Source organism: Iodidimonas muriae, from assembly GCF_014647255.1.
GTDB classification, from domain to species: Bacteria; Pseudomonadota; Alphaproteobacteria; order Sphingomonadales; family Rhodothalassiaceae; genus Iodidimonas; species Iodidimonas muriae.
The window spans coordinates 1-15886 of sequence record NZ_BMOV01000004.1; the positions used below are offsets into that span (position 1 = coordinate 1).

Genomic DNA, 15886 nt, shown 5'->3' on the forward strand with positions numbered 1-15886 from the left:
TACATTTTTTTCTGCAATCTGTATTGCTGCTATCGTAATTTGGTGGCTTTAATGAGTCCTGAACCTAGGCGTCAGAATGGGTTGAACGTGCTTTCCTTGGTGATTTTATAAGACCCCACATTGGCTCCGGCGCGTAAGCCGACACCCAAACGGATGGGGGCGATGATCACATCACCGCGTTGGTGATAGGAAACGCCAAGCCCGCCGACAAAATAAAACTGGCCTTCGATTTGGGGAAAGCGGCGGAAAATATCTTCGGTGTCATAAAGATTATAGACAAGCGTGAAGACCTTGGCCGCATCGCCCCCAACATCGAAACCGATGGACGGGCCAGCCCAGTGCACTTGGCGGGTGCCTTCAATCTTGTGATGCAAGATGCCATTGCCATAGCGCAGGCCCACAATCAGGGCGCCCCCCGCTTCTTCCCCGGCGATATATCCATTGGGGCGGCCCAGATCCGCAAAAATTGATTCAATGATTCCGCCCAGCCCTTCGGCCCCTTCGCCAAACACATCCTTGCTGGCTTCCAAAATGGTGCGCTGATCGTAGGTGTTTTCATCGGTCTGGTTTGCATAATCGGGGGCAGGCGGTGCTTTGGTGGACGATGAGGTCGACGAGACGCAGCCCGAAACCAGCACAAAAAGAAGGCCGCAGATTAAAGGTCGAATCTTTGAAAATGTGCGGGGCATAAAGATGTCCTGTTTTCTAATGGAAGGGGCGGCAGCGATAAGCGTCACTTTTAGCATAATCCTTTACAGATGCGGCAAGAGTTTGACCGTTGAAAAAACCGCACTATTTTGTTTTTTCCTCGCAATATGGGCAGGTGGGGTGTGTTTCCATTGCTCAATGCGCTGAAGGCTTTAATGTTAATTTGATCTTGAAATGCGTTTGTAAAGGGGACGACCATGCTCGGATTGATGCAGGACTGGCCATTACTGCAGTCGAAATTGATCGAACATGCAGCCCGGTTCCATCCACGCCGCGAGATTGTGACATATTCCGTCGAGGGACCGGTCCACCGAACCAATTATGCCGAATTGCATGGCCGGTCCAAACAATTGGCGCAGGCTTTGGAGCGGCTCGGGGTGCAAAAGGGCGACCGGGTAGGAACGCTGGCGTGGAATACATGGCGCCATGTGGAGCTGTGGTTCGGGGTTGCGGGGATGGGCGCTGTGGCGCACACCGTCAATCCGCGCCTGTTTGCCGAACAGGTCGTCTATATCATCAATCATGCTGCCGATAAGGTTTTGTGCCTCGATCTCACCTTTGTGCCGCTGATCGAGCCCTTGCTGGAGCACCTGAAATCGGTAGAGCATTTCGTGATTCTTACCGATCGCGCCCATATGCCCAAAGACACCAAGATCCCCAATCCTTTATGTTATGAGGATATGCTGGATGTGGAAGACGGGGTTTATGAGTGGCCGGAACTGGATGAAAATACCGCTGCGGGTCTTTGCTATACATCGGGCACCACGGGGGAACCGAAAGGGGTTCTTTATTCCAACCGTTCGAATGTATTGCACACCATGGCTGCGGCTGCCACCGATACGCTGGGTGTCAGCGCGCGTGATGCGGTGTTGCCGGTGGTTCCCATGTTCCATGCCAATAGCTGGGGTGTGCCCTATCTTGCGGCCATGACCGGGGCAAAATTGGTTTTGAACGGTCCGCATCATGATCCGCAAACCATGTGGCGGATTTTGGATGAAGAACAGGTCAGCGTCACGGCGGCGGTGCCGACCATCTGGATGGCCTTGCTGAAATATCTGCAGGAAACCGGCAAAAAGCTGCCTTATCTCAAGAATGTAACCATTGGCGGGTCTGCGGCTCCGCGCTCGATGGTGGAAGCATTTGAACGCGATTATGACGTGTCGGTCAGCCATGCCTGGGGCATGACGGAAATGAGCCCCTTGGGTACGGTTGGCACCCATACGGCCGACACGGCGTCTCTGGATTTCGATGACCGCATTGATGTGCAATGCAAGCAGGGACGGGCGGTGTTCGGCGTGGAATTGCGCATTGTAGATGCGGAAGGCAAGATCCTGCCCCATGATGGCGTTGCGTTCGGCCATCTTCAGGCCCGTGGCCCGTGGACGGCCAAAGCCTATTATAATCGGCCCGATGACATTCTTGATATGGATGGATTTTTCGATACCGGCGATGTGTCGATCATTGATCCCAATGGTTTTATGCAGATCACCGACCGATCAAAAGATGTGATCAAATCCGGGGGCGAGTGGATCAGTTCCATTGATCTGGAAAATGCCGCTGTGGGGCATCCCGATGTGCTTGAGGCCGCGGTGATTGGCATTGTTCATCCCAAATGGGACGAACGCCCGCTTCTGGTGATCGTTCCCGAACCGGGAAAAACCGTCAGCCGGGACGATATGCTGGCTTTTCTTACCGGCAAGGTGGCGAAATGGTGGCTGCCCGATGATGTGGTGTGCCGCGATAGCATCCCCCACACGGCAACGGGCAAGATCCATAAAGCGGGCCTGCGCGAGCAGTTCAAGGACTATCGCTTTCCGAATGTGTAAGGCGCCATCGGTCGCCGTTCCAGATTATGAACCAGCCCGGATGGCAAAGCTGTCCGGGCTGGCGGCTATCTGGTCTGTCAGTTCTGGTCGCGCCGTCCGCGGCCCATCCACCCAAGCAGGTGCTTTGCGGGCCAAAGCCAGGCCAGCCCCACAATCACATAGATGACCGTTTGTCCCCAAATTGGCCAGCCATTGATTATGGCTCCCAGCTGCATGGCCAAAAGCGCATAAACAATCAGCCCGCCTACCAGCAACAATGTTCCTGTCAGGCTGCGTAAGGAAGGGCGCTCTATGGCCATAAGGCGGGCTTTCTTCTGGAAAGAATTACATGCCCCATTGCACGGACTTGTCGTTGGATCGGGTCAGATTGCGATAGCGCGACAAGGCCCAAACGGGGAAGAAATGGCTATAGCCATGATAGCGCAGATAAAATACGCGGGGGAAACCCACTGCATTATACCAGGGCTCTTCCCAGCGCCCGTCTTTGGTCCGGGGATGGGCCAACAAGAAATCAATGCCCTTGCGGGTGGTTTCGTCTTCCACATGGCCGGCGGCCATCAATCCAAGCAAGGCCCATGCGGTTTGTGAAGGCGTGCTTGGGGCCGGATCATGCTTCATATGCTCATAATAGCTGTCGCCGGATTCGCCCCAGCCGCCATCATCATTCTGGCGGGCTTTTAGCCAATTCACGGCCTTTTGGACATAATCGGCGTTCATATCCACACCCACAGCATTCAGGGCCGACAGTACCGACCATGTGCCATACACATAATTGGTCCCCCAGCGGCCATACCAGCTGCCATCGTCTTCTTGCAGATTTTTCAGATAGTCTATGCCGCGCTTGACGGTGGGATGCGACATATCATGGCCAAGCTGGCCCAAAAAGCTCAAGCAGCGGGCCGAAACATCTTCGGTGGGCGGATCAAGCAAAGCGCCATGATCGGCAAAAGGGATATGGTTGAGATAATGGTCGTCATTATCGATATCAAAGGCTCCCCAGCCGCCATTGGTGCTTTGCATGCCGATGATCCATTCTTCGGCACGGTCGATGGCTTCTTTATAGGCGGGGTTTTGCGTGCGATGCAAAGCCATGGCCACGACGGCGGTATCATCCACATCGGGATAATGGTCGTTGTTATATTGGAATGCCCAACCGCCGGGGCGCAGATCGGGGGCTTTTGCCGCCCAATCGCCTTTCACATCCAGAATTTGCTTCGAGGCCAGCCAATCGCAGGCCCCTTTGGCGCTTTCTCCCATCGGCGCTTCACCCGCTTCCAGCAGCGCATGGGCGCTTAAGGACGTGTCCCAAATGGGGGACAGGCAGGGCTGTACGAAGGTTTCGTCGTTTTCTTCCGTCACCAATAATTTGATGGATTTTTTCGCGGTCACCAGCGCGGGATGGTCTTTGGGATAGCCCAGCGCTTCCATGGCCATCACCGAATTGGCCATGGCCGGGAAAATCGCCCCCAGGCCATCTTCACCATTCAACCGCTCGGTGAAAAAAGCTTCTGCCTTGGCGATGGCTTTTTGCCGGGTTTTCTTGGGGAAATAAGGTTCCACGACCCGTAATATCTTGTCCAGTTGCAAGAACATCTTGCCGGTCCAGCGCCCGGTGGGGTTTTGCTGCCAGTCGCGGATGTCCTCGGGCGGTGTCAGGAACAATTCGGGGATATGAGTGTTGGTCGGATTGATGGCCTTGGGCTTTTGCGCCGCCAAAATCAGCAAGGGCGCGATCACCGTGCGCGACCAATAGGAAAAACGCCACATATTGGCGGGGAACCATTTGGGCATCAGCATCAGTTCCACCGGCATGACCGGCACCGCCCGCCACGGCACTTCGCCAAACAGCGCCAGGGCATAGCGGGTGAACACATTGGTTTTTTCTGCGCCGCCCAAACGATGGATAACGGCACGGGCTTTGGCCATATGGGGTTGGTCGGGGCTGTCGCCCGTGATCTTCAGGGCCAGATAGGCTTTGACGCTGGCGGAAATATCCGGCGCCCCCCCATGATAAAGCGGCCAGCCGCCCTCATCTTGCTGGATCGAACGGATATAGCGCGCCAATTTTTGTTCAAGCTCGGGCTCGCGTTCATCAAGATGATGATTAAGAAAGATATATTCCGCCGGAATGGTGGCATCAGCTTCCAGGTCAAAGATCAAATGGCCGTCTGCTTGCTGGCGCTTTTTAAGGGCGGTCAGGGCATCACCAATGGTAAAATCAAGCTGGTCTTGAAGCCCGCGATCAATCTGGAGATCTTCTCCTCTCATGATTGCATCACTCCTGTTCGATTGTCTGTTATGGGGTTTGAATCGGCTGCGTGCGCCTTCACCGCGCGGCCTATGGTGGACAGGCAGTGCGTTGCGGCGCGATGGCCAGAGCGGATAGCCCCTTCAATGGTGGACGGCAGATCGGTATCGGTCCAGTCTCCCGCCAATGTCAGATTGGACCATTTTGTGCGGGCACCGGGCCGGTTTGTGGCGGCGTCTGGCGTAGCAGAGAAGGTGGCGCGTTTTTCTTTGATCACGCGGAAGGCGGGCAGGGGGCTGTCCCCCAGTTCAAGAGCGCGTGCCACTTCGGACCAGCAGTTGCGGGCGATGTCGTCTGCCGATATTTTCGATAGTTTATTTGCGGCAGAAATGGTGACGGAAGCCACATCACCGCGCACGAAAATCCATTGCACCAGTCCGCCCACCAGCCCAACGATGCGGATGGGGGTCTCATAAAGCGCGGTTGGCATGCGGAAATGCACATTCACAATGGTTTCGCCTGTTTCGGGTGTTGCCAGACCATCCAGAAGCTGCTGTGCGATCCATGGCGGTGTTGCCAGTATCACGCGGTCTTCAGGATCGAGCCGGATGCTTTCTTTGCCCAGATTTATGGCAAGAATACGGCTGTCTGACAGGTCTAAATGACTGATGCGGCTGTGAAACCGCAGCTTGGCTCCGGCGTTTTCCAACAGATCAAGTGCCGGATCGACCAGCGTATCGGCCAGGCTATGGCGGGCCATGCGCGGCTGGCAATAAGCCTGCCCCTTGGCGAAACTTTCCAATAACACCCGGCGCATCAAATGGGCCGAAGCAATGTCGGGATCGGTGTTGAGCACCGCAACGATCAGCGGCTCCCACAAGCGATGATAAAGCACGCTGTTTGGGTTCAACAGGCTGGCGATCCGGTCATCGCGGCGCGCCATTAACACCCGCAGGGCCGATAGATAATCCCATGCACGGGTGCCGGGGATGCGCCGATTGCGATCAAGCACCCAGCCCTGCCAGCGCCCCTTGTTCAAAGACAGCGTCCAGCGCTCGTCCGTTTCAAGATCGACAAAGGGAAAATCCGCCGCATCAGGGCCAACCAGCCGGTCGCGGGCGTTGATATCGTCCAGATAGGCATAAAGAGAGCCATTGCCGGACAACATCAAATGATTGCCATTGTCGATCACACAGCCCAGTTTTTCATCGTGAAAAGACCGGCAGCGCCCGCCAGCCCGTGCGGCGGTTTCATAAAGGGTAAGATCGTGGCCTGCTTTGGCAATGCGGACCGCTGCGGCCAGGCCCGCCAGCCCGCCGCCGATTATATGGACGCGCGCCATGACCGGCCTCCCAGCGCTATTTTAGCCGCAATCCATAGCTTTTCCGCCTTATCCAAAGCGCGTTTGATTTTGCTTTGCCGGCGGGTTTGATAGCCGTCTTTTTTCATGCGCTCGAAAATGCGCCGATAAACCACCATCATAATCACGGCGGGCCGCATATCACCACAATCACAGGCGCGCAGAGCGGTTTCGGCTTTGGAAAATTCTTCTGCGGCTTGTTTGGCCAGCGCTTGCTTCACCTTATCAATATGAGGGGCGTGGGCCACGGTCATGGGATCGGTGCTTTTTATCCCCGTTTTCGCCAAAAGATCACGAGGTAGATAAAGGCGCCCCATTTCGGCATCTTCCGATACATCGCGGATGATATTGGTTAGCTGCAAGGCCTTGCCCAGATGATCGGATACTGTACGCCCGGCCAGTTCCGGCGCACCAAAGACCCGCACGCATAAGCGCCCCACGGCAGAGGCCACGCAATCGCAATAATCCATCAGATCTTCAAAGGATGGTGCGCGGATGGGGCCATCGGCATCCATTTCCATACCCCGGATCACGGCAATGAAATCGGCTTTATCAAGCCCGTAATCCATAATGCTGCGCTTTAGAACGCGGTCCAAAGCATCGCCCGAAGGATCGGTCGTGCTTTCATAAAGGGCGTCGATGCGGTCATGCCATTGGGCCAGCTGTGCCTTTTTCTCGGCGTTGCTTAGGGGGCCGTCGGCGATATCGTCAACTTCACGACAAAAGGCATAAATGGCAAACAGGGCAGCACGGCGTTCGGGCGACATCAAGCGCATGGCCCAATAGAAAGACGATCCTGCCGACCGCACCTGCCGCGCGATGGCGATGCGGTCCGCTTTGTCGTCTGGTGCGCTGATTTGTACTAAAGGCGCGTTCATGCTGCTTTCGACGTCCTTATGGTGTTTTTCGCGTCATATGTAGCGCACTTAGCCTTGTCGCGCGTGGCAATCAAGCCCCGGGACGGGTGGTCTCACCATCGGCGCTATAATCGCGGCCCTTCCAATGGCTGCCTTTCCCTCGCCAATGGTCGATGGCGGAATGGAGGGTCATGGCGGTGTAAAGCGCTGCGATTATAGGTAAAAACAGGCCTTTGATCGGGCTTTGTCCATAATCGCGCAGGGTGGGGGCATAGGCGATGGCCATCAAAAGCCATGCAAGACCGGCAATTCCAGCAAGACTCCATTGGCCGGTCACAATTGCGACAACGGTCAGGACAGGGGGTACAAGAAACACCAGCGATAGCCCCAGAAGCGTTGCCAGCAGCAAAAGCGTTGAATAATGAAGCTGGGTAAAGGCTGTGCGTTTCACCATCACCCAAAGGGGCATCAAGCCGTCCGACCCACGTAAGGAATAGCTGTCTTTGGCCAGGCCCAGCCACAAGCGCCCTCCTGCATCCTGTATCTTTTTGGCCAGCGTACAATCATCGATAAGGGCGGTGCGGATCGCTGCAATGCCGCCCGCTGCTTTTAAACGATCCCTGTGCACCAGAATGCAGCCGCCCGCTGCGCCGGCGTGTTTTTTTCGCGGATCGTTGATGGCCGGAAAAGGATACAACATCTGGAAGAAAAAGATGAATGCGGGAACGATCCAGCGTTCCCACAGGCTTTTGGTTCGAAGGCGGATCATCAAAGAGGCCAGATCCACCCCGTCTGTCTGGGTTTTCGAGACCAGTTGCGCCAAAACACCCGGCCCGTGAAGCGTATCGGCATCGGTGAGCCACAAAAAGTCCGCCTTTTTGCCTGCGGCGGCCACGCCGTGGGATAAAGCCCATAATTTCCCGGTCCAGCCCGCTGCCAAAGGCGGCGCACTGACAATCGTCAGGCGGTCTTCGGCGCCATGTTCTTTGGCGGTTTGTTGGGCAATGGCTTTGGTGTCGTCAGAGCTGTTGTCATCCACCAGAACCAGATCGAATTGGCCTTGATATGTTTGCTCCAGCAAACCGGTAAGGCACTGGGCGATGCTTTTGGCTTCATTGCGGGCCGGGATGATCGCCGTTATATGCGGCCAGTGATCGAGCGCTTTTGCAGCCTCAAGCCTTTGATCGGCGCGCCAGAAGCGATGATGGGCGATCAATAGATAAAGCCACGCCGCAAGGCTGGATATGGCCAGAACAAGCACCATCGTCATGGTCAGCGAATCCCCAAGAGTGCTTTGAAAATCCCGCGTGCCCCCGTCATCATCAGGCGCGGTTTACGTAATTTTACCCGCTGGGCCAGTGGATCGCGGTGGCTTAATTCATGGGTCAGGCGCCTGGCGATCTGGACAATCACCCCGGATTCCAATGCCAGACGCTTGCTTTTCAAAACAACGGGCAGATCGCGCGCCGTTTCATTTAATGTCTCGCAACCCGAAACACAGCGATCCAGAACCCGGCGCAACGCAGGAGTGGCATGCGCTTTGCCCAAATCCTCATCCACGGCACCGACTTCGCGCATCCAGTTTTGCGGCAGATAGATGCGGTCCATCTGGCGATAATCATCGGCACAATCCTGCATATGATTGATCACCTGCAAGCTGTTGCATAAGGCATTGCTTATATCCCAATGGGCGCGGTCTTCGCCGTGCAGATCCAGCAAATAGCGGCCCACCGGCGCTGCCGAGCGATCGCAGTAATCGATCAGCTCTTCCCAATGCTCATAGCGTGATTTGACCGCATCCTGTTTGAAGGCGGAAATCAGATCAAGGCAGTGCTGCACCGGCACATGGCTTGCCACAAGGCTGTCATGCATGCGCTGGGCTGTTTCAAGCCCTGCCCCTTTTTCTTCGCCCCGGACCGCTGCACCAAAAGCATCAAGCCGGGCGATTTTGTCCGCAGCATCCAGATCGGGATTGTCTGCGATATCGTCGATGGCGCGGGCAAAGGCATAAAACCGCGCCACATGGGGGCGCAGATGTTTCGCGATCAACTGCGAGCCAACGGGGAAATTTTCGGTTTCTGCGGATTTCCCCGAGGGCGTTTCCAAAGCCGGGACGCGTGTTTGTTGGCCTGACATGGGAAAGTCCTCTTTGAAAAATGTTCCCTCCGATGCCACGTTTTGAGGATACACTCAATCATCCATACGCATCACAAAACGGGGACCTGCTTATGAACGCGGATAAACGTCGCTCGGCGTTTCCATCGGCCAGCGAAGATGAACAGCGCGCCCGTCGCACACCGGATACGCCACAAACCCGCTCGCCTGCTTATCGGCTGGCCTTTACGGATCTGGATTTTTTAAAGCGGGATGCCTTGCGGCCAACGCGGCTCCAGCTTGAATTGATGAAGCCCGAACTGTTGTTGCAAGAACACGGGGTCGACGCAACGGTGGTGATTTTCGGCAGCGCCCGTTCGCAGCGATTTGCCAAGGATGGCTCGAATGATGATCTATGTGGCCGCGATTATGAAGCGGCGCGTGCACTTGCCCGGCTGATTTCGCAGGCGGAAGGCGGGTGCCCGGAAAAACTGATGGTGGTCACGGGCGGCGGACCGGGCATCATGGAAGCGGGCAATCGCGGCGCTCATGATGTGGGGGCGGAAAGCATCGGCCTGAACATCGTGTTGCCCCATGAACAGGCGCCCAATCCATATATTACGCCGGAATTATGCTTCCAGTTCCACTATTTCGCTTTGCGCAAAATGCATTTTCTGATGCGGGCGCGGGCCTTGGTGTGCTTCCCCGGCGGTTTTGGCACGATGGATGAGCTGTTTGAAACCCTGACCCTGATCCAGACGGGCAAGATCGATCCGATCCCGGTGCTGTTGTACCGGAAGGCATGGTGGGACAGTATTCTCAATCTTCAGGTCATGGCCGATGCGGGCATGATCGCCCATAAGGATCTGGATTTGATCCAATATGTGGAAAGCGCCGAAGAGGCGTGGGAAACCATCCGCGATTATTGCAAAAGCACTTGCGCAAATCATAAGTGATTGGCTTCCATCGGCTTAAGGTGGGCAACGTTTTGCGGTTGCGTCCGGTTCAGGGGCGTGCCCAGCGGCGCAACAGATTGGCATAGGATTTGGCCAGCAGATCAAAGGCGGGGGATTTGCCGGCCTGTTCAAACATCTGCTGTTTTGCCTGCGCCAGATCGAACAATATGGCGCGGGCCGCTTCATCGGCGACCAGGCTTTGTATCCATGTCACCGCCACCAGTCGTTCGCCTTTTGTAACAGGGGCCACCTGATGCAAGCTGGTGGACGGGTAAAGCACCAAAGACCCCGCCGCCAGTTTGATGGCCTCCTCGCCGCCGGGGCCTTCGATTATCAGTTCGCCGCCGTCATAGGCATCGGGGTCGTTCAAAAACAATGTGGCCGATAGATCAGACCGCATAGGCGGGGTGCCCATCACCGCATCATCCACATGGCGGCCATAGGCATCGCCCGGCCCATAGCGGCTGATCAAAGGCGGGGTCATAAGGCGAGGCAGGGCCGACATTTGCACGACCGGATGGGCTTCAATGGCTTTCACAATCCGCTGTTGCAAAACCCGCAGACCTGCCGAGGGCATGGCCTGGCTGTTGGCTTTCACCGATCGGGCATGCCAACCGGCTGTGGTTTGCCCCGGCTCAAAAGAAAGCCCGGCTGCGGCCTCGCGTGCCCTTGACAGGGCGTCTTGATTCAGTACATCTGAAATGAAAATGATCATCACTCGCAACTTCTTGGGAGGCCCTCTCATGACACAATGGCGTCGTCGGCGTTTATGGACAAGCCTTAGTGCAGCGGCTTTGTTATCACCGACTGTGGCTATGGGCCATGATCAGGGGGCTGTGGATGTGGACGCGCCGCTTTCCCATATGGCGGATATGGCCGCGGCACCCCTCGCTATCGCCCAAGGAGGCGAAGGTGGTGAAGGTGGTGAAGGCGGAGAGGGAGGCGAAGGCGGTGAAGCCGGTGTCGATCCCGAACGGGCCGCCCGTGATCCCATTGCCTATCTGATCGCTTTGGATGTGATCCGCGCCCATTATCTGGCAGGGATTGGCGCTTATCGGGCCGGCAATGCGGAAGCTGCGGCGGAAATGTTCGTTCATCCCATTGCCGAAATTTATTTTGATCTGGAAAAAATCTTTGCGTCCCATGATGTGCGCCCCTTTGATGGCTTGATGGTGCGCGCCGGTGACCATGCGTTTTCGAAAAAACCCGTTCCCGAGGTGGTTGCCGCCGCCGAAGCTGTGTTGAAAGCCACCGAAGATGCCGCCAGCCATGCGCCTGAAAGTGACCGCAGCAAAGCCGGTGTGGAAGCGGAAGTGACCGCCGATATGATTGAACGCGCCGCCTTGCAATATCGCCTTGCGCGGGCCGGTGATGCGGGGGAAGCCTTTCTGGATGGCTATGGCTATTTCAGTGCCGCTGCCGCGCGGGCCAATGCGGCGAAAGAGAGTATAAAAGCCAAAGACAGCCGGGCATGGGACAAAATCAGCGCCGCGCTCGATCTTTTGGGAAAAGCCTATCCCAATGCGGAACGCCTGGCGGAAAACGGCCCCGAACCTGCAGCACTTTTGGCGGCCAGTTCCCGCGTGGCACTGGCGGTCGGGGGGCTTTGACATGCCCCGCTGGCTGAAAATCATCGTGCCATTGGTGCTGGTGGCGGGGCTTGTGGCGGTGAGCCCTCTTGGCAAATTGATCTATCTGAATGTGCGGGCCGATGACCCTTTGTTGCAGCAATGGCAGGATTATGATGCCGGGCGTTTTGCGCAGGCGATAGAGAGCAAGGCGGATCTTCTGGTGCAGATCTATGCCTCCTGGTGCCCGGTTTGCGAAGCCCAACATCGTAGCTTTCAGGCCCTTGAAGCCAAGGGGCAGGTGCCGGATGCGCAGCTTTTTCGCGTGGATTTCGACCGTGATACGGACTTTTTGAAGCAGTATAAGGTGACGTCCACCGGACAGCTTTTGGTCTTCCGCAATGGGACGCTGCTTACACGCGGGCAGGGCTTGGTGGATGAGAACAAGATTCTGTCTTTCTTGGAAGAAGCCTCAATCCCGGTTCACTGACCTTTTGTTTTTGCGTGTCTCTTTGAAGGGACGCATATAAAAAAGCGCATAAAGGGCAATCATGATCGCCGGTCTTTATGCGCTCTGTCTTTTAAGGGGGGCTTGATTAGCCTGCCTGTGCCAACTGGCGGAATTCAACCGCCTTTGGCGGGCGCGAGGCGTTTTTGTTTCGCAAGCGTTGTCCAACGACGCGCATTTGATGATGCACCTCCGGCATTGAAATGCCGTCGCATCGCATCAAGGTGAGGCAGATCTCATCGTTCAAAAGGGTCTCTAGGGTCTCTTCATGAAAGATAGGATCCATGCTTGTCATGGCCGTACTCCTTACGGAAATGAACGTGTTCCCGCTGCCGCCGACATCATGGAGATATTCTTTTCCCCGATGTCAGGCACTTCAACGGCTGCCTGTTAGATGGGAGTAACAGCCTTATATGACAAGAAAGCGGCGCTTACTTGCCAGTTTCGCGGCAGCCGTTTATCACCGTGATCACCCCTTTGTGCGCACAGCACAGCATCATGGATGTCTTTATGCCTCATGCGACCTTGCTTAAATTCGGTTATCCGTCCTCGGTGATCTTTGAAGGAGATTTTTGGGCGGTAACTCTACGCCCTGCGCAGACAACGCTGGGGGCGCTGGTGGTTGTCTGCAAGGAAGAGGCAACGGCCTTTTCCGGGATTTCCAAAGATGCGGCATTGGAATTTCATCAAATCGTCAGCGCGGTGGAGCGCACTTTGCTCACCTGTTTTCACAATGACAAAATCAATTGGCTGATGCTGATGATGGTGGACCCGCAGGTGCATTTTCATGTGATCCCGCGCTATGAAGGGGTGCGTCAGTTCCAAGGCCAGTCTTTTGCCGACCCCGGTTGGCCGGGCGTGCCTGATCTTGGCCATAAAAATAGCTGTGACGACTTGCTAAAGGCAGACTTGATCGCCCATCTTCGCGCAAGCTGGGTTGGCTGAAGCACGCTCCCTCTTTTTGGATCTATTGATGACACACCATGCTTATCGCGTTCTCATCCTTGCCGGACGCCGCGCTGAAGGCGATCCCGTTGCGGCGGACCAAGGGGTTAGCAGCAAAGCTTTTGTTCCCCTTGCCGGCAAGCCGATGATCGAACATGTGCTGGCGGCTATTGAAGGCAGTGGCCGTGCTGCGGATATTCGCATCAGCATGGCAAAAGACAGCCCTTTAGAGCGCGAAGCCCCTCATTTGGCGCAACGCTTGGCTGATGGCGATGTGGTGCGGCATCAAGCGGCCAAAGGCCCCAGTGCCAGCGTTTTATCGGCTTTGAAAGATATGAAACCCGGTGAGCGGCTGTTTGTTACCACGGCGGATCATCCGTTGCTGACCGGTGATCTGGTACGGCAATTTCTGGATGAAGCCGATCGGCAAGATGCGGATATTGCGGCGGCTTTGGCGCCGCTGGCTTTGGTGGAAGCCACCTATCCACGCGGCAAACGCACGAAACTGGCTTTCCGTGACGGGGCTTTTTCCGGATGCAATATGTTTGCCATGAAAGCGCCTCAGGCGGTGCGCGGTGTGGCTTTCTGGCGGCGCATCGAACATGACCGTAAAAAGCCGCTGCGGCTGGTGGCGCGCCTTGGCATCATAGGGCTGGTGCAATGGTTTTTGGGGCGTCTCACCTTGGCCGATGCGCTGGGGCGCCTGGGGCAGCGTGTGGATTTGAAGGTGGTTCCGGTGATCTTGCATGATGCCGATGCGGCCACCGATATCGATAGCCTGCAAGATCTGGAACTGGCCCGCCATATCTTCCAGAGCCGGCTGGAAAAACGCAGCGCCTGAAGGCGCCGTCCAATCAGGATGCTGCGGCTTCCAGACCTTGGTCGCCGGTCATGGCCCATTGGGTGATGGCGGATCGGGCGCGTTGCAGATCCACGGGGAAATCCACCTCACACCAATTTTCGCCGGGAATGGTGGTGATGTGGATGTCCATCAATTTGGCCAATTTATCGATCACCGAAAGATACCACACCGCATCGCCCTTGCCGCTTTCTACAATGCGTTCCACAGTGCTGCGGAAATGGGCCACACCTTCGCCTTGAAAGCGGATCATGCCGATGGATTCTGCATCCACACTATCCAGATCCAGCGTTTTCCCGATGTCATGCAGTAGGCCGTCTTTCAATTTCACTTTCATATCGTCGCTGTCATAGCGGTCTTTGCGTGCGGTGGTCACGGTGATGGGCTGTGCAGGATTGGCCATCAGCGTTGTCACCACATCTGCGGTGAACAAGGTGTCGCCATTGAGCAAAATGAAATCGCCGGTCATTTCTTCGCGGGCATGCCACACACTGCGCAGATTGTCCGATGTGGCATAGTCGGGATTATAAATGGTGCGAATATGGAGCTGGTTGCGGCAGCGGTCGATTTCTTGCTCCACATGTTGCGCCTGATAGCCGGTGACGACCACCGCTTCTTTGATTCCCGCTTGTGCAAGCTGGTTTAATTGCCAGCTAAGCAATGTGGTGCCATTGCCAAGCGCAAGCAGACATTTGGGGGTATTCTCGGTAAGGGGGAACAGGCGTTTTCCTTGTCCGGCACTTAAAATAATTGCTTTCACGGGCGTCCTGCTCATTAATTGATTGATGATATTGCGTTTTGATCGGCGTGTTTGTTTTTGTGTCGATACTCTTTGATAAGCAGACAATACATCTTATCCAAGCCCTGACAGACAAATCACGTGTCTGTGTGGGGAATGGGCCACAGCATCATCCATGGGATGGCGCCGCATGGCTGTCTTGCATCAAAGTCAGTGACTTTGCAGGAAAAAAGCGTGTTTTTGTGGCATCAAAATGGCGGGACTCCACTTTAATTCCGGCCGAAGGCGTCTTTGGGTTCAACTGGATACGGTAATAATGGCCCGGCCCTTTATGGGACCCGATCGAAGACGACGATCCGCATCCCAGAACGGGCACGGGGCCGTGCGGGCCATCAATCTGCGACACAAGCGCGCGGTGGGTATGCCCGTGCAGGATCAGGCCCGCACCGGTGCGGGCGATCATCTTGCGAAACGGCACCCCATCGCTCAGGGCTTTGCGCGGGTTTTCCGCGCCGGGCTGCGGCGGATGATGGATCAATATGATGGTAAATTGCCCCGCCTTGTGTTCGGCTTGCAATAAGGCCTCCAGAGCATCCCGTTGATCTTCTCCCAAGCGCCCGCTGGCAAGGGCGGGTAGGGTGGCGACAGCAGTGGAGGTGCCGATGATCGACACGCCATCGCGGCGCCGCACAAAGGGAAAGATTTGCGGATGGCACAGTTGGTCCGGTGCGCCCGCGTCCGATGTCATCCATTGGCGCCAGTTTTCCATGCCGTGCTCCAATGCGCCTTTCACATAGGCATCGTGATTGCCGGGAATGACGCTGATATCTTCTGCTTTTCCCAAGCGCTCCAGCCAGTTTTGTGCGGTTTTGAATTCTTGCGGAAGGGCAATATTGGTGAGATCGCCGGTGACGCAGATATGATCGGTTGGATGTGCCTTCAAATCGTCCAACAGCGCCTCTAGCACAATGGCGCAATGTTCATGCTTGCGCTTGCGGTGCCATGATAAATACCCAAGGATGCGTTTGCTCAAAAGCTCTTTGGCGCTTGCAGGGGGCAAAGGCGGGAAATGAAGATCGGAAATATGGGCAAGGGTAAACATAAACTTTGGCCTGAAAATGGTCGTTTATTGTGCGCGATATTGGACAGCGGCGTCTCTGGTAGGCTATGCGGTGCAGCTTCAATGGGAACAGGCCACCATCAGACCGGGAAGATAAA

17 protein-coding genes are annotated in these 15886 nt (G+C 55.9%); 6 read left to right on the forward strand and 11 right to left on the reverse strand.

The window, feature by feature from the left end; all coding sequences use genetic code 11:
* Positions 1–71 precede the first annotated feature (71 nt).
* Positions 72–689, reverse strand: a complete 618-nt coding sequence (locus IEX96_RS06710; RefSeq protein ID WP_229773584.1) for a DUF1134 domain-containing protein — start codon at positions 687–689, stop codon at positions 72–74.
* A gap of 216 nt (positions 690–905) precedes the next feature.
* On the opposite strand from IEX96_RS06710, the gene IEX96_RS06715 reads away from it, so the two are divergent.
* Positions 906–2534 carry a long-chain-fatty-acid--CoA ligase gene (locus IEX96_RS06715; RefSeq protein ID WP_150005390.1) on the forward strand — a complete coding sequence of 543 codons (1629 nt, stop codon included), beginning with the start codon at positions 906–908 and terminating at the stop codon, positions 2532–2534.
* 77 nt (positions 2535–2611) lie between these two features.
* Here IEX96_RS06715 and IEX96_RS06720 read toward each other — a convergent pair whose 3' ends face one another.
* The 6 genes from IEX96_RS06720 to hpnC all read right to left on the reverse strand — a co-directional run bounded on the left by IEX96_RS06720 (position 2612) and on the right by hpnC (position 9135).
* Positions 2612–2833 (reverse strand): DUF2842 domain-containing protein, encoded by a 222-nt coding sequence (locus IEX96_RS06720; RefSeq protein WP_150005389.1) that lies wholly within the window; start codon positions 2831–2833, stop codon positions 2612–2614.
* Between the two features lie 25 nt (positions 2834–2858).
* Positions 2859–4802, reverse strand: a complete 1944-nt coding sequence (gene shc / locus IEX96_RS06725) for a squalene--hopene cyclase (RefSeq protein ID WP_188873674.1) — start codon at positions 4800–4802, stop codon at positions 2859–2861.
* Positions 4799–6124: a hydroxysqualene dehydroxylase HpnE gene (gene hpnE, locus IEX96_RS06730; protein WP_150005388.1), complete on the reverse strand. Its 1326-nt coding sequence runs from the start codon at positions 6122–6124 to the stop codon at positions 4799–4801. Before hpnE ends, shc begins: the two co-directional genes overlap by 4 nt.
* A complete protein-coding gene (gene hpnD, locus IEX96_RS06735; protein WP_150005387.1) occupies positions 6106–7020 on the reverse strand; it encodes a presqualene diphosphate synthase HpnD in 915 nt (304 codons plus the stop codon). Before hpnD ends, hpnE begins: the two co-directional genes overlap by 19 nt.
* A gap of 70 nt (positions 7021–7090) precedes the next feature.
* On the reverse strand, positions 7091–8269 hold the full coding sequence (locus tag IEX96_RS06740; protein WP_150005386.1) for a glycosyltransferase: 1179 nt from the start codon (positions 8267–8269) through the stop codon (positions 7091–7093).
* Between the two features lie 2 nt (positions 8270–8271).
* On the reverse strand, positions 8272–9135 hold the full coding sequence (gene hpnC, locus IEX96_RS06745; RefSeq protein WP_150005385.1) for a squalene synthase HpnC: 864 nt from the start codon (positions 9133–9135) through the stop codon (positions 8272–8274).
* A gap of 92 nt (positions 9136–9227) precedes the next feature.
* On the opposite strand from hpnC, the gene IEX96_RS06750 reads away from it, so the two are divergent.
* A complete protein-coding gene (locus IEX96_RS06750; RefSeq protein ID WP_150005384.1) occupies positions 9228–10049 on the forward strand; it encodes an LOG family protein in 822 nt (273 codons plus the stop codon).
* Positions 10050–10098: 49 nt separating this feature from the next.
* Here the strand turns inward: IEX96_RS06750 and IEX96_RS06755 are convergent, their stop codons facing one another.
* The gene (locus IEX96_RS06755; RefSeq protein WP_150005412.1) at positions 10099–10764 is read right to left on the reverse strand and encodes a Fe2+-dependent dioxygenase; all 666 of its coding nucleotides are present in this window, start codon (positions 10762–10764) and stop codon (positions 10099–10101) included.
* Between the two features lie 28 nt (positions 10765–10792).
* Here IEX96_RS06755 and IEX96_RS06760 point away from each other — a divergent pair, with 28 nt between their 5' ends.
* Both IEX96_RS06760 and IEX96_RS06765 read left to right on the forward strand, forming a co-directional pair.
* Entirely contained in the window at positions 10793–11659 is an 867-nt protein-coding gene (locus tag IEX96_RS06760; RefSeq protein WP_150005383.1) for a hypothetical protein, read from the forward strand.
* A 1-nt stretch (position 11660) separates the two neighbouring features.
* The gene (locus tag IEX96_RS06765) at positions 11661–12107 is read left to right on the forward strand and encodes a thioredoxin family protein (protein ID WP_188873675.1); all 447 of its coding nucleotides are present in this window, start codon (positions 11661–11663) and stop codon (positions 12105–12107) included.
* 106 nt (positions 12108–12213) lie between these two features.
* Here IEX96_RS06765 and IEX96_RS06770 read toward each other — a convergent pair whose 3' ends face one another.
* Positions 12214–12420 carry a hypothetical protein gene (locus IEX96_RS06770; protein WP_149999696.1) on the reverse strand — a complete coding sequence of 69 codons (207 nt, stop codon included), beginning with the start codon at positions 12418–12420 and terminating at the stop codon, positions 12214–12216.
* A 215-nt stretch (positions 12421–12635) separates the two neighbouring features.
* On the opposite strand from IEX96_RS06770, the gene IEX96_RS06775 reads away from it, so the two are divergent.
* A complete protein-coding gene (locus IEX96_RS06775; RefSeq protein ID WP_229773585.1) occupies positions 12636–13070 on the forward strand; it encodes an HIT family protein in 435 nt (144 codons plus the stop codon).
* Positions 13071–13098: 28 nt separating this feature from the next.
* Positions 13099–13911 (forward strand): nucleotidyltransferase family protein, encoded by an 813-nt coding sequence (locus IEX96_RS06780; protein WP_150005381.1) that lies wholly within the window; start codon positions 13099–13101, stop codon positions 13909–13911.
* Between the two features lie 13 nt (positions 13912–13924).
* Here IEX96_RS06780 and IEX96_RS06785 read toward each other — a convergent pair whose 3' ends face one another.
* Both IEX96_RS06785 and IEX96_RS06790 read right to left on the reverse strand, forming a co-directional pair.
* Complete coding sequence (locus tag IEX96_RS06785; protein ID WP_229773586.1) at positions 13925–14689, reverse strand: phosphocholine cytidylyltransferase family protein; 765 nt, start codon at positions 14687–14689, stop codon at positions 13925–13927.
* Between the two features lie 148 nt (positions 14690–14837).
* A complete protein-coding gene (locus IEX96_RS06790) occupies positions 14838–15770 on the reverse strand; it encodes a metallophosphoesterase family protein (RefSeq protein WP_150005379.1) in 933 nt (310 codons plus the stop codon).
* Between the last annotated feature and the right edge of the window lie 116 nt (positions 15771–15886).

Bases quoted from the DNA above. Each gene is read 5' to 3' on its own strand.
- IEX96_RS06710 (WP_229773584.1), bottom strand. From the start codon at position 689: ATGCCCCGCACATTTTCAAAGATTCGACCTTTAATCTGCGGCCTTCTT.
- IEX96_RS06715 (WP_150005390.1), top strand. From the start codon at position 906: ATGCTCGGATTGATGCAGGACTGGCCATTACTGCAGTCGAAATTGATC.
- IEX96_RS06720 (WP_150005389.1), bottom strand. From the start codon at position 2,833: ATGGCCATAGAGCGCCCTTCCTTACGCAGCCTGACAGGAACATTGTTG.
- shc (WP_188873674.1), bottom strand. From the start codon at position 4,802: ATGAGAGGAGAAGATCTCCAGATTGATCGCGGGCTTCAAGACCAGCTT.
- hpnE (WP_150005388.1), bottom strand. From the start codon at position 6,124: ATGGCGCGCGTCCATATAATCGGCGGCGGGCTGGCGGGCCTGGCCGCA.
- hpnD (WP_150005387.1), bottom strand. From the start codon at position 7,020: ATGAACGCGCCTTTAGTACAAATCAGCGCACCAGACGACAAAGCGGAC.
- IEX96_RS06740 (WP_150005386.1), bottom strand. From the start codon at position 8,269: ATGACGATGGTGCTTGTTCTGGCCATATCCAGCCTTGCGGCGTGGCTT.
- hpnC (WP_150005385.1), bottom strand. From the start codon at position 9,135: ATGTCAGGCCAACAAACACGCGTCCCGGCTTTGGAAACGCCCTCGGGG.
- IEX96_RS06750 (WP_150005384.1), top strand. From the start codon at position 9,228: ATGAACGCGGATAAACGTCGCTCGGCGTTTCCATCGGCCAGCGAAGAT.
- IEX96_RS06755 (WP_150005412.1), bottom strand. From the start codon at position 10,764: ATGATCATTTTCATTTCAGATGTACTGAATCAAGACGCCCTGTCAAGG.
- IEX96_RS06760 (WP_150005383.1), top strand. From the start codon at position 10,793: ATGACACAATGGCGTCGTCGGCGTTTATGGACAAGCCTTAGTGCAGCG.
- IEX96_RS06765 (WP_188873675.1), top strand. From the start codon at position 11,661: ATGCCCCGCTGGCTGAAAATCATCGTGCCATTGGTGCTGGTGGCGGGG.
- IEX96_RS06770 (WP_149999696.1), bottom strand. From the start codon at position 12,420: ATGACAAGCATGGATCCTATCTTTCATGAAGAGACCCTAGAGACCCTT.
- IEX96_RS06775 (WP_229773585.1), top strand. From the start codon at position 12,636: ATGCCTCATGCGACCTTGCTTAAATTCGGTTATCCGTCCTCGGTGATC.
- IEX96_RS06780 (WP_150005381.1), top strand. From the start codon at position 13,099: ATGACACACCATGCTTATCGCGTTCTCATCCTTGCCGGACGCCGCGCT.
- IEX96_RS06790 (WP_150005379.1), bottom strand. From the start codon at position 15,770: ATGTTTACCCTTGCCCATATTTCCGATCTTCATTTCCCGCCTTTGCCC.